18 protein-coding genes, 1 tRNA gene and 3 pseudogenes are annotated in these 25,833 nt (G+C 55.0%); 12 read left to right on the top strand and 10 right to left on the bottom strand.

Annotated features, from left to right (window positions below):
* Positions 1 to 20 precede the first annotated feature (20 nt).
* The 6 genes and pseudogenes from ACMZI0_RS17460 (at position 21) to ACMZI0_RS17435 (ending at position 5,248) form a co-directional block, all read left to right on the top strand.
* Positions 21 to 1,757 (top strand): ABC transporter ATP-binding protein, encoded by a 1,737-nt coding sequence (locus tag ACMZI0_RS17460; RefSeq protein ID WP_415673986.1) that lies wholly within the window; start codon positions 21 to 23, stop codon positions 1,755 to 1,757.
* Positions 1,758 to 2,069: 312 nt separating this feature from the next.
* Positions 2,070 to 2,516, top strand: coding sequence for an SDR family oxidoreductase (locus tag ACMZI0_RS17455; protein WP_415673900.1), 447 nt, complete (start codon positions 2,070 to 2,072; stop codon positions 2,514 to 2,516).
* 9 nt (positions 2,517 to 2,525) lie between these two features.
* Positions 2,526 to 3,717: pseudogene (locus ACMZI0_RS17450) on the top strand (M20 aminoacylase family protein).
* A gap of 15 nt (positions 3,718 to 3,732) precedes the next feature.
* Positions 3,733 to 3,885: a hypothetical protein gene (locus ACMZI0_RS17445; protein ID WP_415673899.1), complete on the top strand. Its 153-nt coding sequence runs from the start codon at positions 3,733 to 3,735 to the stop codon at positions 3,883 to 3,885.
* Positions 3,886 to 3,971: 86 nt separating this feature from the next.
* On the top strand, positions 3,972 to 4,331 hold the full coding sequence (locus ACMZI0_RS17440; RefSeq protein WP_415673898.1) for a hypothetical protein: 360 nt from the start codon (positions 3,972 to 3,974) through the stop codon (positions 4,329 to 4,331).
* A 5-nt stretch (positions 4,332 to 4,336) separates the two neighbouring features.
* Positions 4,337 to 5,248, top strand: coding sequence for a 4-hydroxy-tetrahydrodipicolinate synthase family protein (locus ACMZI0_RS17435; RefSeq protein ID WP_415673897.1), 912 nt, complete (start codon positions 4,337 to 4,339; stop codon positions 5,246 to 5,248).
* 76 nt (positions 5,249 to 5,324) lie between these two features.
* On the opposite strand, the gene ACMZI0_RS17430 is transcribed toward ACMZI0_RS17435, so the two are convergent.
* The gene (locus ACMZI0_RS17430) at positions 5,325 to 6,038 is read right to left on the bottom strand and encodes an oligogalacturonate-specific porin KdgM family protein (protein ID WP_415673896.1); all 714 of its coding nucleotides are present in this window, start codon (positions 6,036 to 6,038) and stop codon (positions 5,325 to 5,327) included.
* Positions 6,039 to 6,300: 262 nt separating this feature from the next.
* Positions 6,301 to 7,424, bottom strand: a pseudogene (gene mltA / locus ACMZI0_RS17425) (murein transglycosylase A).
* 215 nt (positions 7,425 to 7,639) lie between these two features.
* Here mltA and ACMZI0_RS17420 point away from each other — a divergent pair.
* Positions 7,640 to 7,717: transfer RNA gene (locus ACMZI0_RS17420), tRNA-Met, on the top strand.
* 84 nt (positions 7,718 to 7,801) lie between these two features.
* On the opposite strand, the gene amiC is transcribed toward ACMZI0_RS17420, so the two are convergent.
* Positions 7,802 to 9,046 (bottom strand): N-acetylmuramoyl-L-alanine amidase AmiC, encoded by a 1,245-nt coding sequence (gene amiC / locus ACMZI0_RS17415; RefSeq protein WP_415673895.1) that lies wholly within the window; start codon positions 9,044 to 9,046, stop codon positions 7,802 to 7,804.
* Between the two features lie 386 nt (positions 9,047 to 9,432).
* Between amiC and argA the strand changes: the two genes are divergently transcribed.
* From argA to ACMZI0_RS17390, 5 genes and pseudogenes are all read left to right on the top strand, one after another.
* Positions 9,433 to 10,758, top strand: a complete 1,326-nt coding sequence (gene argA / locus ACMZI0_RS17410; protein ID WP_415673894.1) for an amino-acid N-acetyltransferase — start codon at positions 9,433 to 9,435, stop codon at positions 10,756 to 10,758.
* A gap of 20 nt (positions 10,759 to 10,778) precedes the next feature.
* Positions 10,779 to 11,384: pseudogene (locus ACMZI0_RS17405) on the top strand (SUMF1/EgtB/PvdO family nonheme iron enzyme); the annotation flags it as partial.
* A 65-nt stretch (positions 11,385 to 11,449) separates the two neighbouring features.
* Positions 11,450 to 11,806, top strand: a complete 357-nt coding sequence (locus ACMZI0_RS17400; RefSeq protein ID WP_415673893.1) for a formylglycine-generating enzyme family protein — start codon at positions 11,450 to 11,452, stop codon at positions 11,804 to 11,806.
* Positions 11,796 to 12,059, top strand: coding sequence for a hypothetical protein (locus tag ACMZI0_RS17395; protein ID WP_415673892.1), 264 nt, complete (start codon positions 11,796 to 11,798; stop codon positions 12,057 to 12,059). Before ACMZI0_RS17400 ends, ACMZI0_RS17395 begins: the two co-directional genes overlap by 11 nt.
* 57 nt (positions 12,060 to 12,116) lie before the next feature.
* On the top strand, positions 12,117 to 12,437 hold the full coding sequence (locus ACMZI0_RS17390) for a hypothetical protein (protein ID WP_415673891.1): 321 nt from the start codon (positions 12,117 to 12,119) through the stop codon (positions 12,435 to 12,437).
* On the opposite strand, the gene recD is transcribed toward ACMZI0_RS17390, so the two are convergent.
* The 7 genes from recD to ACMZI0_RS17355 all read right to left on the bottom strand — a co-directional run bounded on the left by recD (position 12,366) and on the right by ACMZI0_RS17355 (position 25,776).
* Positions 12,366 to 14,219, bottom strand: a complete 1,854-nt coding sequence (gene recD / locus ACMZI0_RS17385) for an exodeoxyribonuclease V subunit alpha (RefSeq protein ID WP_415673890.1) — start codon at positions 14,217 to 14,219, stop codon at positions 12,366 to 12,368. The genes ACMZI0_RS17390 and recD overlap by 72 nt on opposite strands.
* Positions 14,216 to 17,821, bottom strand: a complete 3,606-nt coding sequence (gene recB / locus ACMZI0_RS17380) for an exodeoxyribonuclease V subunit beta (protein WP_415673889.1) — start codon at positions 17,819 to 17,821, stop codon at positions 14,216 to 14,218. Before recB ends, recD begins: the two co-directional genes overlap by 4 nt.
* Positions 17,818 to 20,817, bottom strand: coding sequence for a pitrilysin (ptrA, locus tag ACMZI0_RS17375; protein WP_415673888.1), 3,000 nt, complete (start codon positions 20,815 to 20,817; stop codon positions 17,818 to 17,820). Before ptrA ends, recB begins: the two co-directional genes overlap by 4 nt.
* A gap of 62 nt (positions 20,818 to 20,879) precedes the next feature.
* Entirely contained in the window at positions 20,880 to 24,272 is a 3,393-nt protein-coding gene (gene recC, locus ACMZI0_RS17370; protein WP_415673887.1) for an exodeoxyribonuclease V subunit gamma, read from the bottom strand.
* 33 nt (positions 24,273 to 24,305) lie between these two features.
* Complete coding sequence (locus tag ACMZI0_RS17365; protein ID WP_415673886.1) at positions 24,306 to 24,662, bottom strand: prepilin-type N-terminal cleavage/methylation domain-containing protein; 357 nt, start codon at positions 24,660 to 24,662, stop codon at positions 24,306 to 24,308.
* Positions 24,617 to 25,174: a YgdB family protein gene (locus ACMZI0_RS17360; RefSeq protein WP_415673885.1), complete on the bottom strand. Its 558-nt coding sequence runs from the start codon at positions 25,172 to 25,174 to the stop codon at positions 24,617 to 24,619. Before ACMZI0_RS17360 ends, ACMZI0_RS17365 begins: the two co-directional genes overlap by 46 nt.
* A complete protein-coding gene (locus ACMZI0_RS17355; RefSeq protein WP_415673884.1) occupies positions 25,171 to 25,776 on the bottom strand; it encodes a prepilin peptidase-dependent protein in 606 nt (201 codons plus the stop codon). Before ACMZI0_RS17355 ends, ACMZI0_RS17360 begins: the two co-directional genes overlap by 4 nt.
* Between the last annotated feature and the right edge of the window lie 57 nt (positions 25,777 to 25,833).

The raw sequence follows: 25,833 nt of genomic DNA, 5'->3' as shown, positions 1-25,833 counted from the left end.
CGTTTGCGCAGGAGAGCAGCATGACTTCGCTATTAACCCTCAACGATCTGCGCGTGACTTTCCCCGGACATGAAGCTGTGCGTGGTTTAAACCTGACCCTGAATGCCGGTGAGACTCTGGCGCTGGTAGGAGAATCCGGTTGCGGGAAATCTGCCACCGCCCTGTCTCTGATGCGTCTGCTGCCTGACAGCACGCGTTTGCAGGGAGAAATTTTGTTTGATGGACAAAACCTGCTGACCTTGCCCGATGCACAAATGCGTCAGCGACGCGGCAATCAGCTTTCCATGATCTTTCAGGAGCCAATGACATCGTTGAACCCGGTGTTGAGCATCGGTCAGCAAATCGCGGAAACGCTGCATGTACACCAGCAATTAACGCCAGCCGCTGCGCGTAAACGTGCCATTGAATTGCTGGATCTGGTGAGGATCCCCGAACCGGCGCGGCGTGTAGATGACTACCCGCATAACCTCTCCGGCGGGCAGCGCCAGCGTGTGATGATCGCCATGGCGGTTGCCTGCCAGCCACGCTTGCTGATTGCCGATGAACCGACAACGGCGCTGGACGTCACCATTCAGGCACAAATTCTGGCGTTATTGGACAGACTGAGACTCGAATTGTCGATGGGGCTGCTGCTGATCACACACGATCTTGGTTTGATGTCACAGTGGGCCGATCGCGTTGCGGTAATGTATGCCGGACAAAAAGTAGAAGAAGCCCCTACTGCGCAACTGTTTAGCGCACCGCAACATCCTTACACGCGCGGGCTGCTGGGCACCTCGCTGCATATGGATCAGGATATGCATTACCGGGATTCACGCCTGCCGGAAATTCATCACCAGCAGGACGCGCAAGGTTCCGCTTTCACACTGGTCACGCCGCCGCCATTGGTTCACACCCCACGCCAAACGGATCAACAGCCGCTGCTATCGCTGCGTGACGTCCACACCGAATACCAGACCGTACAAGGGAAAGTGAGTGCGGTGAATGGAGTTTCATTAGATATCCATCCGGGAGAAACCCTGGGGCTGATCGGTGAATCCGGCTGCGGAAAATCAACCTTGTCAAAAACCATCCTGCCCTTCTGCCCACCTCGCAGGGCAGCATTATTTTTGACGGTGAGGAGATCACCCACCACAAAGAGTCACGCCTTGCGTCATTGCGTCATTGCGTCATTGCGTCAGCGTGTGCAGATGATATTTCAGGATCCTTACGCGTCGCTTAACCCGCGCCACAGCATTCAGCATATTCTGGAAACCCCACTGGTGGTGCACGGCATTGGTTCGCGCGCCGAACGTCAGCGTGCAGTACGTGAAATTCTCGATAAAGTCGGGCTGCCGCAACGCAGTCTGGAGCGTTATCCGCACGAATTTTCCGGCGGCCAGCGCATCGGGATTGCCCGCGCACTGGTGATCAAACCGTCGCTGGTCATTTGTGATGAGCCGGTCTCTGCGCTGGACGTTTCCATTCAAGCACAAATTCTTAACCTGCTGGTGGAGCTGAAAAACGACATGGGACTGGCGCTGTTGTTTATCTCTCACGATTTGGCCGTGGTGCGTTATATCGCCGATAACGTGATGGTGATGCACAACGGCAACTGCGTTGAACAGGGCGACAGTTATCGTATCTGGCATCAACCACAGCACCCCTATACCCGGAAACTCATCGATGCGGTGCCGGGCGCGACACCGCGTAATACGCAAGATATGCCCGCGCGCGCTATTCCAACCGTTCACCTTACTGAGAGACAAACTGCATGAATTTGGGCATCCAAGGAAAAAAAGCGTTGGTATGGGGAGCCAGTCGAGGGCTGGGCCGCACTGCAACTGGCTCAGGAAGGGGTTGAGGTCACGCTACTTTCACGCACCGCACAAGCACTGCACAAAGCACAAGAGCGCATTTTGCTGGAAACCGGCGTACGCCCGAACGCCGTTGTGGCAGATATCACCATGGAAGCCGGGCTGTTGATGCCTGCCCTGCGCCCGATATTCTGATCAATAACGCCAGCGGCCCAACACCGGGGGATTTTCGCAAATGGCAACGGCAGGATTGGCCTCAATGCCCTCGACAGCATGATGCTCGGCCCTATCGCCATGATTCGTCTCACGGTTGACGGCATGGCAGAACGGGGGTTTGGACGCATCATCAATATCACGTCGCGTAGCATCAAGATCCCGCAGTTGGAATTGGGTTTATCCAACAGCGCCCGTTCCGGACTGACCGGTTTTGTTGCCGGACTGGCGCGCACGCAGGTACATCGCAACGTGACCATCAACAATATTCTGCCCGGCATCTTCGACACCGAAGGCCAGTGGCACCATATCCAATCGCTGAGCGAACAGACCGGACGTGATTTTTCGGCCATACATCAGGAGCGAGCAGCGGCGAACCCGGACCAGCGCTATGGTCGGCCTGAAGAATTTGGCGCCACTTGTGCCTTTCTCTGCTCGCAACAAGCCGGTTTTACCACCGGACAAAACCTATTGATTGATGGCGGCAGCTATCCCGGCACTTTTTAAGGAATCGCCATGACGTCACCCGAATCGCTAGCAGAGACACCGCGCGTCGATCAGGCCACATTAAACGCGCTGGTACCGACACTGACAACACTGCGCCGACAGATTCATCAGCACCCGGAAATCGGTTTTGAAGAATGGCAAACGGCCCGCTTGATAGCGAGCACCCTGACCGAGTGAGGCATTGAAGTAGCCACCGATATCGGCGGCACGGGCGTCGTTGCCGCGCTAAAAGGGCGCTATCCCGGCGGTGGAAGCCTCGGTTTACGCGCGGATATGGACGCACTCTATATCCATGAGCAAACCGGGCTGCCTTACGCGTCTGCGCACCCAGGGAAGATGCACGCCTGCGGCCACGATGGCCATGTGGCGATGCTACTGGGTGCAGCGCGTTACCTGTCGCTGCATCCCGATTTCGCGGGAACCGTACACTTTATTTTTCAACCGGCTGAAGAAGGGTTGGGCGGCGCCCCTGCCATGCTCAACGACGGATTGTTGGAACGCTTCCCCTGTGATGCCCTTTACGGTTTACACAACAAACCCCGGGCGTACCGCTCGGCACGTTTGCGCTGCGAGCCGGGCCGATGCTGTGCGCCAGCGATACCTGGCAGGTGGTGTTTCGCGGCACTGGCGGCCACGGAGGATCCGGTGCGCGCCTGTCTATCGACCCCACGCTCCCCGCGGCGCAGTTTATCAGTGCGCTGCAAACTATCGTCAGCCGTAACGTACCGGCGATGGAGTCCGCCATATTGAGTATTGGCCACATTCAAGCGGGTGATGCTAACGCGCCTAACGTCATCCCCGACAGCGTGCGTGTCAAAGGCACGGGGCGTAGCTATTCACCCTCGATTCGCGAACTGCTGGCTTCTCGCCTGGAGACACTGGCGCAGCATTGTGCACAAGGCTACGGCGCGCGAGCGGAGGTCACTTATGACTATCAATATCCGGTGCTGGTGAACAATGCCGATGCCACCCAACGTGCGATTCGCGCTGCGCAAACCATCGCCAGCGTGAACCCGAACATGACACCGCTACTGGGGGCGGAAGATTTCGCCTATATGCTGGAACAGCGCCCTGGCGCATTCATGATGGTCGGTAACGGCGATACCTCTGCACCCCACACTATGACTTTAACGATGACCTGATTCCTGTCGGCGTCCAGTACTGGGCCACGCTGGTATATCAGGAGCTGAAAAGCGCCTGAATCAAGGATACTGCCATGACCACAGCGACAAGAGAGAAGCAACCGGAGATCCGTCAGCGCATCCTGCAAGAGGCGATTGCACGCTTTGCCCATAAAGGCTCTGAACTGACCACTACCCGTGAAATTACTCAGGCCACGCAGGTGAATCTGGCCTCGGTGAACTATTGATGGTCTGCTGCACGCCGTGCTGAATGCCGTGCTGGGCCCGCTAAGCGAGGCGCGCGCGCACCTGCTGGACGCCGCCGGAGCACAGCGTGACGTCGTTACTTTCCGCCCAGTTCGATCACGTCGCGCACCGGTTTGTTGATGCACTCTCGCGCACGTTACCACATCTGACGCGTGCCGACGTGATTTGGCGTTATGAATTTGCGCGCAGTGCCGCCATGCATGTGCTAACCGATGCCGATCCACGTTCTGGCAGGCTGGCTTTACTGTCACAGGGGCTGTGCGATAACCGCGACGACGAACAGGTGCTGGCCCATCTGCTCACCTTCGTCAGCACAGGTTTTTGCGCCCCCTCACACAGCGATATCTCTCACATTCCCCGCATGAAAACGCCGCCACACGCGTCGTCCATGCCGTTATTCACACCGTCAGGAAATAATGCAGGCTGAAAATCATGAGTAAACAAAAAATTGAAGGCTCCTTTGTGGCGCTGATTACCCCGTTCAATGAGGATGGCAGCGTCGATTTCGGCGCATTTGAGACCCTGTTGCAGTTCCAGGCTGAAAATGGCGCCTCCGCCGTACTGATCATGGGCTCCACCGGTGAAGTCTCAATGCTATCGCCAGAAGAACGTAAGGCGATTATTCACCGGACGGCGCAGTTCCGTCAGGGCAACATGAAGATTTTCTTTGGTTGCACTGGCAACAACACCGACACCACTATCGATTACGTCCGCTATGCGCAAGACAATGGCGCAGATGGCGCTATCATCGCCGCACCGGCCTATATCTGTGCACCCGAAAGCGATATTGAAAGCTATTTCCTTGAAGTAGCGGATGCAACTGACCTGCCGCTCGGGATATACAATAACCCGCCGCGCGTAAAATCCGATCTGCACTGGACGTCACTGCTGCGCATCTTCAAGCATCCGAACTACGTGGTGTATAAAGAATCCACTACCCGCGTGGGGCAGGTGGCGCAAGTACTGGCAGGCAACCCGGATGTTTCGGTTATGTGCTACGACTCACCTAATCTGGGCCTGGTGGTTCCAACCATGTCACTCGGTGGACACGGCACGGCCAACATGACCGGCAACATTGCGCCGGCTGAACTGGCGGAAATCTCGCGCCCGTGGAAAAACGGCGACGACGCTGCGCGCTTCCGTAGCGCTTACCAGCATCTGCTGCCGCTGTTACACTACACTTACTCCGCCATTAACCCGGTGGCGGTGAAATCGCTGATGAAAGCCATCCGCTTGCTGGCGGGCAGCCTGCGTCGACCGCTGCGCGATCTGCAAGGCGATGCGCTACAAAATGGTATTCGTATCGTCAACGAACCTGGGCCTGAGCAAAAAATACGGCTTTAAAGATTGATGGTTTAAATATTCATAAAGAAGCCGCCTGAAAATTCAGGCGGCTTCTTTTTCGTCACCGGCGATATTATCAGAAATTGTATTGAACCCCGATGCGATAACGCGTTTGACGATTATCCGTGGTACCCGATTCAGGAACATTCCCTACTGCAACAAAGGGATGCCAGTTTTTATCCCATTTATAGCTCAATTTTACATCATGGCTAAAAGAGTAACTTTCGTTATCTGACAGTGTTATTCTTGCTGCGTTAGCTTTTTGATAATCCAACTCGTATTCAATTGTGTAGTCTTTAAGGAAATTATACGCAACAACGGATGTCAGGTTATAACCATTTTCCGATGTTTTATTCGGCGTTCCAATATTGTTGCTATTACGCTTGTAATAAGGGCGGTAGCGCAGCGAAACAGAAAGATCGTTGGTAATATTCGCCTTGCCGCGCAGATACGGGCGGTAATTATTATAGTTAGAAGTAGAATCCAGCGAAAAGCCCGGCTCTAACGAGAAGGTTTTATTGAAGTTATACAGATAGCTAGCGATCGCTTCCGTGCCGTTACTGACACTTTCGTTAAACGGTTTATTTGGCGTTTTATCATTCGTGTGTTGTCCCCAGCGTGCTTCTACTGACAGACCAAACCCTTGTTCAAAGCGATGAGAAAACAGCAAGCGATCTTTGTGTTCGCCGTTTGATGAATCTTTAAACTCGTGGCGATAGTCGATGGTAGCCGCAAGTGTATTAAGTGTCACCAACGAAGTGATTGCCAACGTTACTAATTTTAATTTCATTGTATTTCCCCGAGAATCATATTGCTTTACTGATATTATGGTGACGTCAACAACTTCGCAGACGCAGGGAGCCCCTGCCGCGATAAATGACGGCGTATCAAATTGATGCGCAAAAGGAGTGTAACAATAAGTTCATTTTTACAAACAAAGTTATATTTATTACCTTATCCAGGATATGGCATAAGCAGTAATAATAAAATAAACCTTTGCTCAATAAAAATGCCGAGAAGTTCGTCTTTTCCCGGCATAGATAAAAAAGGGGTTAACGCGCGTCGCTTTGCATTAATAAAGGCGTTGACGTGAAGGGAGATACGGCATTATTTTTCAGCACCCAGCGACCATAATGGTTGTAATATCCGGCGGCATGACCTGCCTCGTGGCCGATCCCCTGATAGATGTCAAAATGCTGGCCCTTGATAGCCCCACCCACGTCCAGCGCGATCATCATGCGCATCTCATAGCGGCCCGTGAATTTACCTTCGTTGTTGAGCAGAGGAACCTCAGCCAGTAATGCAGTGCCCGGTGGAATCAGTGAACGATCCGAAGCAACAGACGCTTTGGCAATCAACGGCACGGCGCTTGCTCCTTTCACCGGCGTGATGACATCGGCTTAAAGAAAACGAAGGAAGGATTCTGCTCCAGCAGTTCACGCACATCGTACTCCGAGTGCGTCTCTCCCCAGTGGTGGATGGCCTGCATCGACATCTCTTCCTTGGGCACTTCGCCTCTGTCGATCAACACCTTGCCAATACTGCAATAGGCGTGCCCGTTCTTGCCACCGTAGGCAAAAAAGGTCAGCGGTCGGCCATCGCCAAAATCCACATAGCCACTGCCCTGCACTTCCATTAAAAAGTTATCCATTAGCGAGTTGGTCCAGGCAAGGACATTACGTTCGCCCAGCGCACCGGCATAAATGCCCGCACGGTCGGGTAAGCGACGGCTTTTCTTGTTGGGTACTGGCATACCGTAGAGCGGGTGACGAAATTCGCCCTGGCGGGTGTAACGTGCTTGCACCACTGGCGTGTAGTAACCGGTAAACTGCACGTTACCAAAATTGTCCACCCCCCTCCATTTGCCAGGCATTGAGGCCAAACTGGCTCAGATTGCGCGTGTCTGCACCTGCCTGCATCCAGTTTTGGATAGCCTGATGTCCTGATTGCGGGCGTAAAGTGCGGGGGAGGCGTTCTTAATCTCCGTCACCTGGTTAACGAAGTCGCCCGCATTGACCGGCTTACCGGTAGCGTTAGGTTCATTAACGAGCGCAAGCGGCTGCTCAAGTCGCCCATCTTTATACTGCTGCCCACGGTCGGTCGGCCTGGACTGACACCCGGCCAGAATGGCGATCACCACCCCAGTCAGCACATATTTACCCCAACATCCTCTCATTTTCTCTTTCACTCTCATCACAGCATGACAAATCAGTGACTGCACAATAACAAACGCACATCTATAAGAAAACGCGCCAAGTGCCATAACCGGGTGAAAACGAACAAAAAGCAACCAAAGCGCAGATAAAACCGGCAGACGTGCCGGTAAAGTCCACTTTTTTTCAAATAGGGGTTGCATACCCGGCAATGGAGTGTATAGTGCGCATCCACGGACGCGGGGTGGAGCAAACCTGGTAGCTCGTCGGGCTCATAACCCGAAGGTCGTCGGTTCAAATCCGGCCCCCGCAACCAACTTCTTTAATTAAGAAGCTTACCAACAATAAACACCCTGACGGATGTTTTTTTTGTTTTTGTCTATTGAATACCGCAAGCTCGTCACTTGCGGTTGCCCACGCTCGCAAAGTACGCCTTGATCCCCGCCAGAATAGATTCTGCAATCTGCTGCTGAAAATGGCTGGTGCGCAATTTACGCTCCTCCTCCAGATTGCTGATAAACGCAGTCTCAACCAGAATTGACGGAATATCGGGCGCTTTTAACACCGCAAACCCCGCCTGATCGACCTTGTTCTTATGCAGCTTGTTCACTTTACCAAGTCGCTTAAGAATTTCGCCGCCAAATTTCAGACTATCGCTGATGGTGGCGGTCTGTACCAAATCAAACAGCGTATGGTCGAGGTAACGATCGCCGCTCATGCTCACACCGCCAATCAGATCGGATTCGTTTTGCGTTTCCGCCAAAAAGCGCGCAGCGGTGCTGGTTGCGCCTTTCTTGGACAGCGCAAACATCGAAGAGCCGCGAGCCGCACGGCTGGTGAAGGCATCTGCATGGATCGAGACAAACAGATCGGCACGTTGCTTACGTGCTTTTGCCACTCGCACACGCAGAGGAATAAACACATCCTCATTGCGCGTCATATACGCCTTCATATTCGGCTCGCGTTCAATCAGGCTGCGTAGCCGTCGCGCGATCTGCAACACAATATCTTTCTCGCGCGTGCGGTTTTTACCAATTGCACCGGGATCTTCACCGCCGTGTCCAGGATCGAGCATGATAACCAGCGGACGATCGCGCCCTGCCTTACCCGCCAACGGCGCTTCCGGCGGCAATTTACTCTCCAGATCGCCTTTGTTGTAGTCCTCCAGCAGCGCCAGCAGCGGATCGTCCGCGTTGTCATAGCGCCCAGCCGCAGGATAGAGGTCCAACACCAGGCGGTGTTTAAACTCTGCGATAGGATCGAGGGTGAACACTTTAGGATTGGCAGCTTGCTTCAGCTCCAATACCAGGCGCACCGTCTTGGGATCAAACTGTCCGATACGGGCTTCTTTAATCAACGGATCGTCAGACTGAAACTGCTGCGACACCGTTTTCAACACGCTGTTAAGCTGGATATCTTCAATATCAACCACCAGTCTGTCGGGATTGGTCAGCGTGAATTGTTTGTATTTTAACGTGCGGTTAGACTCCAGCGTCACACGCGTATAGGCTGAAGAAGGCCAAACGCGAACGGCGATCACCTGGGCGGCGGCGGCCCATCCGGCGCCGCTGACGCTCAATAACCAGGTTGCCACCGCGCCTTGCAGCAGGCGGCGGCGAGTCTGATTGTGATTCGAATAAGACATGCCACTCCAATTCGTTGTACTGTAGTCATTATGATGCTGTCGCAAGCAGGCACTGGCGAAAGTGCTCAAACGGTAATATCAGGCAGAAAAAACACAGACAAACAGGCAATCTACCGCGATATCACGCGAAAAAGATGAAGTCAGTGTTAACAATGTGAAAACTTTAACGAATCTTCCCGCCCCTGTCATGTAAAAATCATCGTGTCGGAGTATAAATGGGCAGAGACAACAAACCGGCAAGCCACACAGAGAATTGGCTCGCCATCAGGAAAGATCCCAATAACACTGACCATTACCGAATTGTGAGACTTACTCCTTGCCTTTTCGTTCAATTAGAATAAAAATACACAAATTACGAATAAAAATTCATTCAAAGAGGGCTCGCAGTGAAGGAACGCAGTACAGAACTGGTCCAGGGCTTCCGCCATGCGGTTCCTTATATCAACGCGCATCGCGGCAAAACGTTTGTCATCATGCTGGGCGGTGAAGCGATTGAACATGAGAACTTCGTCAACATCGTCAACGATATTGGCCTGCTGCACAGTCTCGGTATCAAGATCGTGGTGGTCTATGGTGCCCGCCCGCAGATTGACGCCAGCCTGACCACACACCATTTTGAGCCGCGTTATCATAAGCATACGCGCGTTACGGACAGCAATACGCTGGATCTGGTGAAACAGGCCGCTGGCATGCTGCAACTGGATATCACTGCACGCCTTTCCATGAGTTTGAATAACACACCGCTTCAGGGCGCGCACATCAACGTAGTGAGCGGCAACTTTATCATCGCCCAGCCGTTAGGGGTCGATGACGGCGTTGATTACTGCCACAGCGGTCGCATCCGCCGCATTGATGAAGCCGCGATACATCGCCAGTTGGACAGCGGAGCCATTGTGCTACTCGGCCCGGTAGCCGTTTCCGTCACGGGGGAGAGTTTCAACCTCACCTCGGAGGAAGTGGCGACACAGTTGGCCATCAAACTAAAAGCCGAGAAAATGATCGGGTTCTGCTCGTCTCAGGGGGTAACCACCGCTGAAGGCACCATCATTTCTGAACTGTTTCCAGACGATGCACAGCTCCGCATTGAAGAGCGTGAAGCGGATGGCGATTACCATTCTGGCACCGTGCGCTTCCTACGCGGAGCCGTGCAGGCGTGCCGCAGCGGCGTGCGCCGCAGCCACCTTATCAGTTATCAGGAGGACGGTGCGCTGGTGCAAGAACTGTTCTCGCGCGATGGTATCGGTACGCAGATCGTCATGGAGAGCGCGGAGCAAGTACGCCGCGCCACCATCAACGATATTGGCGGGATTCTTGAGCTGATTCGGCCGCTGGAGCAACAAGGGATCCTGGTGCGTCGTTCGCGCGAGCAGTTGGAAATGGAGATCGATAAGTTTACCGTCGTGGTACGCGATAACCTGACCATCGCCTGTGCTGCGCTTTATCCGTTCCCCGAAGAGAGCATCGGAGAAATGGCCTGCGTAGCCGTGCATCCCGACTATCGCAGCTCATCACGCGGCGACATGCTGCTGCAACGCATTGCCACACAAGCACGCCAGCAAGGGCTGAAAAAACTGTTTGTCCTTACCACGCACAGCATTCACTGGTTCCAGGAACGCGGCTTCCAGCCTGCTGAAGTGGAGATGCTGCCCAAACGCAAGCAGGAGCTGTATAACTACCAGCGCCGTTCGAAGATTCTGGTTATCGATCTTTAGCCCTCTCGCATCACGCCGGTATGCACCCCGTATGCCGGCGTTTCCACCAGATCCCCCCTCTGCCAATCGCGCCGAGACTTATTGCGCCTCAGCGCGTAGAATGCTCGCGTTATGCACGTCGCTGCCCCGGCCAATACCGCGGCCATACAGGACAGCAATACTGGTACAGGACGACCATGATCAAAGCGCTCTTTATGCTGCTCAGTATCGGACTGATGTTTCAGACCGCTCAGGCCGCGCCGTTGCACATTGACGAAACCACCATCAAAACAGGCCGCTATTACGTCGGTCCGGTTTTTGGCCAACAGCCTTATGCCGACCACGCCAACACCTCGCTCGCCGCTTATAACATCATGACCACCACTGTCACCTATCGCTTTTATCACGATCTTCTGGCATGGGCAGCAGACCAAGGATATCTGATTGAAGGCGGATGCAATGGCGCACGTTTCGAAGATTGCCTGCCCCCAGAGCAAGACGGCGGCAAACACCCCGTGACCAATATCTCCTGGTGGGATGCCATTGTGTTCGCCAATGCGCTGAGCGCACGACAGGGATTAACGCCTTATTATCTGGCTGCCGATGGCCAGCCGCTTAAACAGCAACCGGAGCCTGATGCAGAACAAGTAATACACACCGATCCTCACGCCTCAGGCTATCGTTTGCCATCGCGCAATGAAATGAATGGGAAGTGGCGGCCAGAGGCGGTGCTCCAGGCTTGGCGAACAAAAGCTACGGCTTTTATTATGCGGGCAGTGACACACCCGATGCCGTCGCACATTTCGCCTCTCAGGATGCCACCACGTTCGGTACCTACCCAGTCGCATCAAAACACCCTAATGCTCTCGGGCTGTATGACATGAGTGGAAACGTCTCTCAGTGGCTCAACGATGCTGTTGAAGTAGAAGGCGGGAAAACACTCTACCTGTTCTGCGGTGGGAGCTATATGACACAAGGCAACCTGTGCATCGGGTGTGATGCACATACGCCGGGCTTTATGATGTCGGATATCGGTTTTCGCCTGGTAAGGACACTGTATGCACCTTAGATTTGCGTTATCGCTTTTGTTAGCGTGGGTAGCGTCGTTTTCGACCGCTGTCTGGGCACAGCCGACAAGCCGCGACTATCAGCGCGCTCTGCATGACTATTTTGCCGCTGAACCACCGCGTTGCCTCGGGGTAAGGCAATGGCCCGTGTATAGCCATGCACAAGATGCTCCCTGGATCAGCGGCCGTATGCGGGCGCTGGTGGATGCGGGGTTGGCTCTGGAGACACGCCAGGGAGATAACATTGTCTATTAGTTAACGCCCGAGGCAGAACAGGCATGGCGCACCGCTGGCGATCTCTGTTTTGGACGCGTGGAGCTTGACCAAATCATTAATATTGAGTCTATCGCACAGGGAATGAGCGCCGTCTATTTCACCTACCGCTTAACCCAACTTGCGCCTTGGGCCAGCAATGCATCGCTACGTTTTGCGTTTAGCGAAGCGGATAACCTGATCGCAGGCAGCACCAAAACACGCTATTCCGCTACTTTTCGCATAACAAAGCAGGGAAAGCTGATGCTTCACAGCCCGCCAACGCCGGTTGAGTTGGATTCTAGCGTTTCAGGCACCGGAAAGGATGCGTGTTTCCAGCCCGCTGTAGCGACGCGTTGGCGTTTTCACCGCGCGACATAAGATGCTCATCTCCGCGTAGAGCGACAGTTGATTACGCGCGCGCGTGACAGCGGTGTACACTAATTCGCGCGTCAGCACCGGCAAAAATCCGTTCGGCAACACCAGTGCGGTATGATTGAACTCCGACCCTTGAGATTTGTGCACGGTCATGGCGTAGGCAGTTTCATGAGGCGGCAAGCGGCTCGGGCTGACCGGCTTCATCTGGCCATCAGGCAGTTGGAAGTAAACGCGCAGTTCACCCGCCTCATTTGGCATGGCAATCCCGATATCGCCATTAAACACGCCAAGCAGCGTATCATTACGTGCGATCATCACCGGACGCCCGGAATACCAAGGATTAGCCGGATTACGGCTGCGACGAATCAGCCCTGCCTGTTGCAGCGCCTGCTCAATACGCACATTCAAACCGGCGACGCCAAACGGCCCGTCACGCAACGCGCACAGCAATCGAAAACGTTGAAACGCCGCCAACACCTGTGCCGCATCCTGCCCCTGCGCTACCGCATGCAGATAATCACTATATCCCGCCACACAATGCGCCAACATCTGCTGGTAATCCTCTTCCTGCATCAGCGGCAGGCTGTGCAGATCTTCATGTTCGTCCTGTAGCACGCGCCGCACCTGACGTTCATCACCACCGTTCACAGCCCGCGCCAGTATGCCAATCCCTGAGTACTGATCGAAACGATAGCTCTTTTGTAACAGGCACAAACTGTCCGCCACCGCAGAACTGGCCTCAGATGACGCCGCCAAGCGATAGCCCGTCAGTTGATACAGCGCCTCAGCCCGTTGCACGCTGTATCCCTGCGCGGCAAAACGACAGATATCTCCCAATACGGCACCCGCCTCAACGGAAGCTAATTGATCGCGATCGCCAAGGAAAATCACCCGCGCTGCGGCAGGCAGTGCCAACACCAAGTTCGCCATCATCGGCAGATCCACCATAGAGGCTTCATCCACCACCAGCACATCAAGATGGAGCGGGTTGTCTTGGTGATAACGTAGCCGTTGGCTGTCAGGAACCGCCCCCAGCAGACGGTGCAACGTGGTTGCTTCTCGCGGTAAAGGATGCTGCTGTGTATCTTCCAACGGCAGTTTGCTTAACGCGCTACGCAGCGATTCCGTGAGTCGCGCAGCGGCTTTCCCATTCGGGGCTGCCAGTTGAATACGCAGGGGTTTATTCCCCTGGTGCAGCAACAGCATGGCTGCCAGCAGTTTGGCTACCGTTGTGGTTTTGCCCGTACCCGGCCCGCCAGAAATCACCGAAACCCGACGTGTCAGCGCTACCGCAGCAGCCACTTTTTGCCAATCAACGTCGGCTTCTGGTGGAGAAAACAGGCGGTCCAACACATTACGCACTGCGAGCGGCGGATAAGAAGTATCAACGGTATTACTCTCGGTAAAAAAGGCCGCCACCTGAACTTCGCTCAGCCAATTGCGTTGCAAATAAAGCCGTTGGTGCTGCAACACCAGGGGCGTAGCCTCACGACCATCGCTTACGGCGGGCGAAGCCAGCAGGATTTGCTGCCACGCCGCCATATCCGGCAGCCCTGCGCGCTCCCACAGCGCATGCGCCAGTGCCGGGTCGCGCCCATCAAACAGGGCATCAGGTTGCAATTCCGCCAATGGCAAACAGACGTGGCCCGCTCCCGCCGCCGCACTCACTAACGCCGCCGCCAGCTGCGCCGGCGGCGGCTGCCCATCGGCCAGCATACGCGCAAACTGTACATCCAGCGGGCGCAGCAGTTGGCGCTCCAGCGCTGTCGCCAGCAAGGCCATCATAGGCGTTCTCCTGACAGTGCCACTTTACCGCTGAACAAGCGATCGAGGTGCTCAACAAAATCCCGCGGCAGGCTCTGGGTAAAAATACCATTCGTTGGAAGTGCGGGATCGACACCGCGCAAAAACAGGTAGATAGCGCCACCAATGTGGCGATCGTAGTCATAATCCGGCACCCGATGGCGTAGATAGCGATGCAGAGCCAGCGTATAAAGCTGATACTGCAAATCATAGCGGTGCGCCATCATTGCCGCTTGCATGGCAGGCTGCGTGTAGGCACTGGCCGTTTCTCCCAGCCAGTTAGACTTATAATCCAGTAGGTAATAACTCCCCTGCCAGCAAAACACCAGATCGATAAAGCCTTTCAGCATTCCCTGAACCTGTTGAAATGAGAGCGGCGGGCAGTTTGCTGACAGAGGATCGTAGCGCTTCGCCAGGTTATCCAGCGCTGGCGCCTGTAGCGGGGCGTCAATCGGCAGATAAAACGCCAGTTCCTCCATGCGCTGTTGCTCGGGCACGCTTGCCAACGTGAGCGGCGCACCAGACACGGGCATATCCACATTCAGCGGTGCATGCAGCAGGGCTGTGAACCACGCCTGTAATGTAGGTGCCCACTCACTTGCCATGCCGTGCTCTGCCAACCTCTCTTCCAGCCAGTCAACGCTGACAGGTTGGGTAAAATCCAATGTTTCAAACAGGCTATGCAGAAAAGTTCCCGGCCCTGCGCCTTTGGGGAAAGTGTGGGGGGTGAGCGCTTGCTCACACTCTTCAGATACAGGGGTGCGCGGGTCCAAAGCGGCATCAACGTCCAGTCGTGGAAACAGCTCTTGCGCCATTGCCGCACCCAGTTGTAGAGGATGTTGTTGAGAGCCATGCTGCTGTAAACCTGAATAGCTGGTCACCCGCCAGTTATCGGTAAGCAGGCGCTCACACTCACTGGCACGCAGCACAGCAGGCTTGCCCGCCGCTTCCTGCCAGGGAATACCATCCCACTCCCGCACTTCATGCACCGCAACACCTTCATTTTCTAGCGCATGCAGTGCAGCGACCAGCGTATCGGCACCCGCCTCCTTGCCACGTTGCAGTAAATAGCCGAGCGCGTTGAGATGCATGCCAGTCGTTTCACTTTTGCGCCGGGTTCGCTGTAAAGGAGCCACTCCGACGCTACAGTGGTAAATCGAACGCGTCAGCGCCACGTACAGCAGCCGTAGATCTTCCGCCAATCGCTCTTCTTCTGCCAGTTGTTGGCTTTCTTCCCCGTTGTTGACGTCGAGCAACGCCTGAAAGGTGTGCCTGTCATGGTAGACCCCCTCAGGCTGAGGGCGAAAATGGCAAATAAACGGCAACCAGACCAGCGGATATTCCAGCCCTTTGGATTTATGGATAGTGACAATTTGTACCAGATGGCGATCGCTCTCTAAGCGCAACTGCTGATTTTCCGCCTGCGGGTTGGGCTGCAAAATCTGCTGTGACAGCCAGCGTACCAGCGCATGCTCGCTTTCAAGCGTAGCCGCAGCGTGCTGCAATAGCTCACCCAGATGCAAAAAATCGGTCAACCGACGTTCGCCTTCGCGGCTAGCCAGCAGATTTTCCGCCAAACGGTAATGCGACATGAGCGATCGCAGCATCGGCAACACCCCACGCAGCTGCCACAGCTGGCGAAACTCGGCAAAGGTATCAACTTGTGCATCCCACTCTGCCTCACTCTGGTTTAACGCATCAATCTGTTGCGCGCTAAACCCCAGCAATGAAGTCGCCAATGCGCTGCGTAACGTGCGTTCCTGCTCGGGAGCCAACACTGCCTGCAACAGCCACAGCACCTCACGCGCTTCAGGCGTGGTGAAAACACTGTCACGATTGGAAAGATAGACAGAAGGAATGGCAAGACGGCGCAGCGCATCACGCACCAGCGCCGCTTCATGGCGGCTGCGCACGAGTATACAAACATCAGATGCCTGCACCGGACGGCGCGTACGGCCATTATCCAGCCAGGCGGCATGACGTTGACCCGCTTGCAACCAGTCGCGAATTTGAATGGCGCACTGCTGCGCCATCAGTTGTTGGTACTCCCCCGCCCCCAGCACCGCCGTTCCCGACAGACAAAATTGTAGTGCGGGCTGCAACACGCCTTCCATCTCGAAACGCAGCCCCTTTTTGCCGGGCGCAGGCTTGACCGGCAAAAAGGGAATCGCCGAAAAAATAAACGGATTTTCGACGCACTGAAACAGGCAATTGACACCGCTCACCATGTCATGGGAAGAGCGCCAGTTGGTTTCCAGCGTGTAGTGCGCCTTGACATCGGCACGCGCCTGCATATAAGTGAAAATATCCGCGCCGCGAAAAGCGTAGATAGCCTGTTTAGGGTCACCGATCAGCAACATGCCGCTGTCAGATTGCTCACCGTAGATGGCGCGGAAAATACGGTACTGTTGTGGATCGGTATCCTGAAATTCATCGATCATCGCCACCGGATGACGCTGACGTATTGCAGCCGCCAGTTGCTCACCTAGCGGCTGACGCAGCGCCTCATCCAGACGGCTCAGCAGATCGTCAAATCCCAATGCGGCACGGCGCACTTTCTCGCTGCGCACCGTCGCGCGAATGTCATGCAACGCCCGATTGATAACAATATCGCGCAGCGACAGCGATGCTGAAAGCAGCGTTTCAATGGCAGAAAACACCGGGAGCACCGGCGGTGCACCCTTTTTGGTTTTCTCGTTTAACCTGGATTGTGCAAACCGCTCCAGCGCTTTTGGCAAGGCATAGTCAGTGGTTTCCGCTTCGGCCCAGAGGCTTACGCTTTCAACCCAGCCGGGTAAAAAACGGCTGCTGTAGCTGCGCTTGTCCACATCCGATTCGAGAATGCACTTCTCCACCTGCGCTGCCACCTGCCGCCACTGCTGCTTGATATCATCAATACGCGCCAGGATCTGCTGATGGCGCTGTAACAGCGTCTCGTCCGGTGCAGGGGGATTATGCAGTTGTGGCGCTTCGCCCTGTAAATAGGGAGCAAGCTCGCGTTGTAGCGCATCCGGCCCATTCCAGAGTTGGCCAATGACGCTCACCACATCGAACGGTAATGGATAACAGTAACGCCGCCAAAAATCAGCGCAGGCTTGCCGGGTGAGAAGCTGTTCGTCCTCGATCAGTTCCTGATCGAACAACGCCCCCGATTCAAAGGCATGACTGCCCAGCATGCGCTGACAAAAACCGTGGATGGTGTAGATGGCTGCTTCATCCATTTGTCGCTCAGCATCGAGCAATGTCTGTGCCGCCAACTGTTTATCCGGCAGTTGCGCCAACAGTGCAGTAAAAAGATCATTTTCACTTTCGCCACACAGACAAGCCAGGCGCAATGCATGAATATTGGAACGAATTCGCTTGCGTAGCTCTTCAGTGGCCGCCTCCGTAAAGGTTACCACCAGGATCTCTTCCACCAACAGTGGTTTAGGATACGCCGCCTCGCCTCCCAGCCCTAATAACAGGCGCAGATAGAGCCCCGCCAGCGTATAGGTTTTTCCCGTACCGGCTGAGGCCTCTATCAACCGCTCCCCAAACAGGGGAAGCGTAAGTACATCAAGGGTACGCGGCGTATCCTGACTCATGGAGCGACCTTCCCTACCACAGAGGCCTTGTCAACCGCAGAGACTTTTTCGGCTGACAGCACGCCGCTACGCGGTTTTTCGACTGCGCGCTGTTTCACCGGCAGCGTCTGTTGCAGCGTTGATGCATTGGGGTAAAGCGTCCAGTCTTTCGGCGCCGCGTAATCGGCTTTACCGTGGTGGCTGCCCGAAATTTGCGAAATCACGGTCAGCCCTTGCGGCGCCAACGCTTGTTCAAAGAAGCGCGCCAGTTGATCTACCGTCAGCGGTTTAAGCGCCTCAATCAGTTTTTCACGGGTGTTGAAGGCAAAGTTTTCGCGATCGAGATCGTTACGCAACCGGCCAACCTCTTCGCTCAGCGTTTGTGGGCGCTGGCTCAGTTCGGTAATCAACGCCTGCTTGTATTGCTCAAACTCATCGGCTTTGATGGCACGCAGACGCGACTTGGCTTTCTGGAAGAAATCCAGATAACGCTGGTACAGGTAAGCGGGCTGTTGGCTGTTGCTTTGCAGCAAGAACCCGATACCAAATTGGCGGCCAACAATGGTCGGGAAGGAGAACACCGCATAGCCTAACTGCTCTTCGGTTCTCAATTGGTTGTAAAACCAGGGCTGAATGATCTGGTTGAGCAAAGAGCTGTACGCCATGCCCTGCACTTCACCGTAACCGGTCGGAATATACACCGCTGCCAGCGCAGAATCGGAGCTGCTCCCCGCACGTTGCAGGTTGGCGAGCTGAGTACATGCCACCTCGACATTCGGGCTACGCCACCAGGTTTGCCCCGAACAGGCCAGACGCGCTTTGATATCCTGCGCCAGTTTCGTTACCTGACTTTCGGTAAGGTTGCCTACTGCCAGCATTTCCGGTGCGGCATCACGCAACAGCGCATCACGGAAGGCCATAACATCGTCCAGCGTAATATCTTTAAGCAGAGCGCGTCGCTCTTCCCGCTCAGTATAGGGTAGAGAGGAGAGCGCCTGAATCGGTTCCAGTGCTTGTTCATAGGCTTTGGCATTTTCAGCTGACTCCAACTGCTGAATATACCAGGACTTTGCCTGCTCCAGCTGTGCTGGCGTTGCCGTATAGGTTGCATACCCCTCAACCAGCGCCAGCATGAGTTTAGGCAAGTGTTGCGTATAACCATTGGCGTTTATGGTTAGCCCATCATTCCCTCGGGTGGAGAAGCTAATACCGCCAACAGAGGCTTGATAACTCAACTCATCCAGCGCTAAACCAGCCAGATAGTCATTGAGCAGGAACATCACTTGATGACGTGCTGTATCCTGCGCCACCGGATTACGCAGTAGTACCGTAACGTTAGCTTTCGGTGCATCGGCAAAATAGCGGCTCGGCATGTAGAGCACACGCAACCCCGGCTGCTGCTGCATCATTTTCGGGTAGTTCTGTGCTTCACCGCGTTTGATCAGAGAAAAATCTGTCGGAATATACGGGTTTGGCGTCGGCAACGTGAGCGCCATCTTCTCGCCAAGCGCTTGCCAGCGCGTAAACTGCATCGGGGCTATTTTATCCACCTGATACGGCGCATTGACAAAATAAGCCTGTTTGTTATGGGGTGCATCAGGGCTGATCAGCCAGATACGCGCACGTTCTGGCGTCATGCTGGCCAAACGCTGCTTAATTGCATCTGGATCAAAGCGATCGGCCAGGTACGCGGTATCCAGCGTATGTTCGACCGGCACGCGCAGCATGGTATCCACCAGCCATTCGATATAGCCCATGTCGCGTTTAACAGACTGATAGCGGAAATCGAGCGCCATCACACGGGAAATTTCATCAAAATAGCGCTGCTGGATCCCTTCCTGTTGCAACAGTTGCAGATAGTGGAAGATAGCAGCAATCACAACGTCATACTGCTCAAGCCCTTTGTCGGTCAGGGTGGCAGAGATGGCAAACAGCCCACCGTTACGATCGAGAATAGGATCCGATCCGGCTCCCAGTGATTCAATCAACCCTTGCTTTTGCAGCCAGTCTGACAAGGTGTTTTGGCTGCAGTTGCCAATCAAATAGCTGATATAGGTGTTTGTTTGGCTGCGGAATGCCTGACTGGTAGGATCGGTCTGTTCCATGACATCGCCGCGAAACTCAATACGCAATTGCTTGCGCGGCTGCGCCGGCACATAATGAATCATGATGCCGCGCCGATCGTCCGTCACTGACGGCACCGTAATGGCAGGCACTTTGGCCTGACGATTGGCAATCCGTCCGAAGGTCTCTACCGCCATTTTCGCCAATTCCGGCAAGGGCTGGTTGCTGTAGATCACCCCTTTCATCAGGTTAGCCGAGTAGTAACGCTGATAGAACGCCAACAGTTCGTTATGCAACTTGCTGCCGGGCTTGTCCTTAAGTGTTTCCAGATTCCCGCCGGAAAAACGCGATGCCGGGTGCGCCAGGTTTAGCGTTTCCGCACCCACCTGCACCATACGGTGTCCGTCGCGCGAGCGCGCCATGGTCAGTTCAGCATTGACCGCATTGCGTTCGCGATCCGCATTGATCGGATCGAGCAACGGCTTGGCGATGGCATCCGCCAGACGATCGAGCGCGGGCTGTAACGCCGCATTTTCGACTTCCAGATAATAGGCAGTACGATACGGAGCGGTACTTGCATTGTGGCTACCACCGTGTTTTTTCAGGAATTCGGCCAACGCATCCGCCTGCGGATAGCGTTTGGAGCCCATCAGTACCATGTGTTCCAGATAGTGGGCCAGCCCCAATTGGCTGTTGGGATCGTCGAGTGAACCGATAGGCAGCGCCAGCGATGCCAACGAACGGGTCGCCTGAGGATCGGACACCAGCAATACCGTCATGCCGTTATCCAAAGTGATCGCCTGATAATTACGCGGATCGTTTTCTCCCTTGCGAATAACCTGCTCTAAAGGGTGCCACCCTGCGGTTTGCGCCCACGCTGAGGACAAACCGCTCAGCAGCAACAGCATTATGCCGACACAACAGGCAAATTGTTTACGCCATTCTCTCTTCATTACCGTCCTTTCTCTCACGTCAATCTCGTCGTTCTTGATTCACTGCCATCACATCCGTTCGCTTATGCCTGATTGGCGCGCAGGATCGGCAACAGCCAGGTTTTTGCCGCTGTAACAATCGCCTCAATGCGGGCTTCATCCAGTTCCGACACGATACGCTGCAAATAGAAATCCTCGCCTTCGCCGGGTGACATCACGTTGCCAGCCCAGCTTTGTTGCAGCTTGTTCAACGCTTTCTGCACCACATCGGGTGCATCGTTCAGCGTGCCGCTTGATGCATCGTAGCACGCTTGTAGCCAGGCCCCGCCGCTCTGATGCAGTAATAATAGCGGGGCATTCATTCCTTGTTGATACCCTTCAATCATATGCCACATCTGGCGTTGTGCTTCCTCAACCGAAACCGCAGCAAAGCGCCAGACCGTTTCTTCACGGCCATACATGCGGCTTTCTCCCGATCCTCCCGCCAGACAATACGCCAGGTGATCCAACCACAGGGCAACGCCATCTTTCATGCCCAATCGGGCCGGTCGCCAGCGCAACAGCCCATCACGCTGCACCTGCGTCACCCAGCCGCTGAGGCGAACATCGCCCAACGTCATGTCCAGTTCCAGGCTAGTCATCCCGGCGGCATCACGCTCCGCGCTGACGCTATCGGCCAGTGCCTGCATCTCCTGACGCTGCTTTTGCCAATACAACTCGCCAAAAGCGCCATAGGGAAGTTCACCCGCAGCGCGGGCGCGGTGTAGCAGTTCATCTGCATCCCTTTGCGCAATCAGGGTATTGAGCAGTTGTGCATTCAACTGATAACGGCTGAGGTTATCCAGAGCGAACGGTTCTTCATCGAGCAGTTCGTCGTTCTGCACGACAAAGTTCACGCCCAGACGCGCCTGAAAGAAGGTTTTGACAGGGTGACGATAAAAACGTTTCAACGCATCCAGCGTAATATCGTGATAAGTGACAGGGTCCAGCGGCGTATCAAACGGCGGCTGCGGCAGCCCGGTGCGCCCGGCGGCAGCCAGCCATTCGCTGGCAAAGCTGCATGGCTGAGCGTGCTCAAGGAAGTTATCCTTGTCAAACGGCATACGCGTATGTTCGCGACACAGATGCGCACAGACGCGCGCAGCGCTGGTATCCAGATCCTGCGCATCATCCCCTGGCAAATAATAGCTTTGAGTCAAATACTCCATCAACTCGCTCACCAACACGGAGGGGTAACGCTGCGTGTTATCCTGAATGGCACGGCCAATGTAACTGATATAAAGCCGCTGTTGCGCTGAGATTAGCGCCTCCAGAAACAAATAGCGGTCATCATCACGGCGGCTGCGGTCACCGCGCTGCACCTTTTGCGCCATCAGGTCAAACCCCAGCCGCGGCAACGTTCGCGGGTAAACACCGTCGTTCATCCCCAGCAGACAGACCACTTTGAAGGGAATGGATCGCATAGGCATCAGCGTACAGAAGTTGATGGCTCCGGCGAGAAAACGCTGACTCAGTTTTTCCCGGTTCAAGCGCTGTGCCAAATCATCGCGCAACAACGCCACCGGGATCGCTTCGTCAAACGCGTTGGCAACTGCCGCCCCCAGCATCGCCTGCCACTGCTGCTCTATCAGGGATAGCGCAGCGTCGCTGTCGCTATCCGCAACAAAGAGATCGTCCAACAGTTGCCGACACAGCGGCAGCCATTGTGCTGGCGTGCGAGCTACTCGCAAACGCTGACGCCATTGGCTTAACTGCGCCAACAACTCCGCCAGTTGCCCCACCAGTTGGGCAATCAACCCGCTCGATTCATCGTAGGGCAAGACGCCCTGCCAGGCTCCGGTGTTGCTGTTCATCGCGTAGCCCAGCAGCATGCGCGTCAAGCCAAAACGCCAGGTGTGCTGGCCGGTGACGGGCAAATCAAGGTCGCGCACGTTATCATCATCGAGCCCCCAGCGCACGCCGGATTCCATCACCCATAGCCGTAAACGGCGCAGCCCTTCTTCATCAATACCAAAACGGGCGGAAAGCGCGGGCACTTCAAGCAACGAAAGCACCTGCTCAGCGGTAAAACGACTGTGCGGCAACGCCAGCAAGCTGAGAAAAGCAGGGAGCACCGGGTGAGCATGACGTGCACGCTGATCGGAGATGGCAAAAGGCAAATAGCGCGATGTCGGCGCATTACCAAACACCGCCTGAATAAAGGGGGTATAACTATCAATGTCCGCCATCATGACGATAACATCACGCGGCGTGAGCGTTTCATCTTCCGCCATCATCGCCAACAGTTGGTCGTGCAGCACTTCGACTTCACGCTGCGGGCTGTGACAGGCGTGAAAGGTGAGAGATGCATCATTAGGGGTAAGCAGACGCTTACGTTCACTGCTAGCCTGCGCTTGTGCGCTGTTGGCAATGACGCTGCCGTCGTCAAGCGCCAGAATATCGCGCTGCACTTGCTGTAACAGCGTTGTTCCATCAAGCTCGACAAAGGCTTCTATATCATCCACCTCGTCGATCTGCGCCAACTGATAGAGATGGTCGCGCCCCAGTTTTCCCCAACTTGCCAGTAGCGGATTCACAATGCGCTGTTCGCCCTCGTCGTTGAATAGCGCATCCACATTGGTGGGATCGCGAAAGAGCGGACGGAATTGATGCTCCGAGCCGTGACTGGCATTGTGCAAACGACGCTGACGACTTTTCAGCTTCGCCAGAAAATGGCGATCCTGAATATCGCTCCAGTAATCTCGGCACAGATTCGTGAACAGCAGATGCACATCAATATGCTTTGCCAATGCGCGTAACGCATGCAAATAAACCGGCGGCAGCGCTGAAATACCACAGATAAACACGCGCGACGGCAACCCTTCCGGGCAGGTATTGGCCTGCTCCAGCGTCTCAATAAAACGCTGATAGAGGCGAGCGTGGTGCCACTCTTTCTGTTCCAGTTGCGCGCTGTATTGCAAAAGCGCACGCCACAGCTCAGCCTGCCAGATCTGCGCCTCACCCAGCCCTTCCACCAGCGCGCCCGCTTGCCACTGTTTTATCCATTCAGGTCGATAAATCAGGTATTGATCGAACAGATCTGCTACTCGTCCTGCTAACTGATGCCGTTTGCGTTTATCGGCGTCATCCTGCAAGTAGTGGCTCAACGGCAAAAACGCCGGGTTATCCTGCTGCTGAGGCAGAATGTGCATCAACTTCCAGGTCATCGCCTCTTTACTGAAGGTGTTTTCCGACGGGATATCAGGCAACACGCGCCGACACATCTCCCATAAGAAGACACCCGGCAACGGAAAATTAAGGTTGGCCGCAATACCAAAGTGCGTTGCGAGTTCGATCTGTAACCATTGCGCCATGCCAGGGCTTTGCACCAGGATGGTTTCGGGCTGAAACGGATCCTGTAATGGTTGGCGCGATATCAGCGTCACCATCAGCGTTTTCAAAATATCTAACTGGTTTGAGTGATAAACCCTGAACATGATGATTCCCGTTTCGGTGCCCGCACAACCAGACTACCGTAAATTGTCTTCGCGCACGGCCTGCCGGTTCGCACTGGTAAAACAAAACCAACGGTGCAAGCGAGCCTGATAGTGCTGCGGCGTTGTCACCGTTGAGGAAACGCGCCAATACGATGCCGACTGGCGCTGCTCGGTCAAATGTAAGTGCCATCCTGGCGAAAGATTGCGCTCAAGCAGCGCTGATGCCCCACCACCTTGACCGCCAGCATAAATGGCAAGCTGCTGATATGCCAGATGCCACGCCTGTCGTTGCTGCCATTGATGTACAAAGGCCTGCTGCAACCGCTGATGATATTGCAGCAATCCTAACACCGATATGGCAAAAAGCAGAGCGGCGATGGCGGTTTCCACCAAACCAAACCCTCGTTGCCGTTGTCTTTGACGACACGGCCAACAAGATATCCGCAGGCTAACCACCACAAATTGCCTCCTGTCTTTCGGGGCAAAAATCCAGCCAGCCCCCCTGCGATTGGCTTCAACCGGCTGGTCTCGCCTTCAGGCTCAATTGGCACGACGCGTTGATAAAGCACCATCACCGACGGTGAGCGGGGAAGATGCCCCTCACCTCGCAGTAACTTATAGTGCTCACCAGGCACTTGCCGCAAACATACTCGCAACCCTTCTGATGCATAGCTGAGACACTGTTCGTCGGAACGGTTACCCATAAGCCACACCTGTCCGATGCCCCATTGTAGCGACGATTCGGCCAGCACCAGCGTTTGCCAATAACGGCGTTCATCGTGGGTAAGATACAGCGCACTGTCCAACTGCCGTTGCATGCCCGTCATTAACAGCAACCCCACTGCGGCCAGCAGCATCACCATCACGAGCGCGCCGTTGCCCTGCTGACGCCAGCGTTTCATACGTTATGCCCCGCAATCCAGCGCACCGTATGGCGCACAATATCAGGGCGACGAAACCAGTGTCCCGCCAGATGCACCTCATAGAGCGTCGGCCCGGCAGCATTGCGCCATGCGATCACTTCGAAACGCGTTACGGTCACTTCCTGAGGATCAAGCCGCCGCTCCCATCCGCCCCCCGAACAATCGGCAATGCTGACTTGCGTTTCCCATGCCCCAGCGCGCAACTGATACCCGAACGTTTCCCGGCTCTGCGGGGCCCCTCCGCGTCGGTTAAAATCATAGGCGACAATGGCACAACTGTTGGCAGCTTCTCCGGGGAATTGCCCTAACGTTACGACATTGCCGTAACAGCTACTGGCGCAAAACCCCGAACGGCGCAAATCTTTCTCCAGCGCAAACAACGCCTGATGGAAACGCTGCTCAAGCCAGAAATGGCGTAGTGTATTCTGGCTATGCCTGTGCAGCGTAGGGTAAAGCTGCATGGATGCAATAACCAGCACGCAGCCAATCAGCATAGCCAACAGCACCTCCGTCAGGCTAAACCCACCGACTCTACGGCTTAACACCGCGGAATGCCCAAGACCGGCTGCGTATCGCTGCATAACCGTATCCTCCCCCAGATCGATATCACGATTCGCAGGCGACCAGCACCGTTCTCT

It is taken from the genome of Symbiopectobacterium sp. (genome assembly GCF_047692315.1).
Classification (GTDB): Bacteria; Pseudomonadota; Gammaproteobacteria; order Enterobacterales; family Enterobacteriaceae; genus Symbiopectobacterium.
Note: the sequence above shows the minus strand (reverse complement) of the source record. Positions and strands in the feature narration are given on the sequence as shown.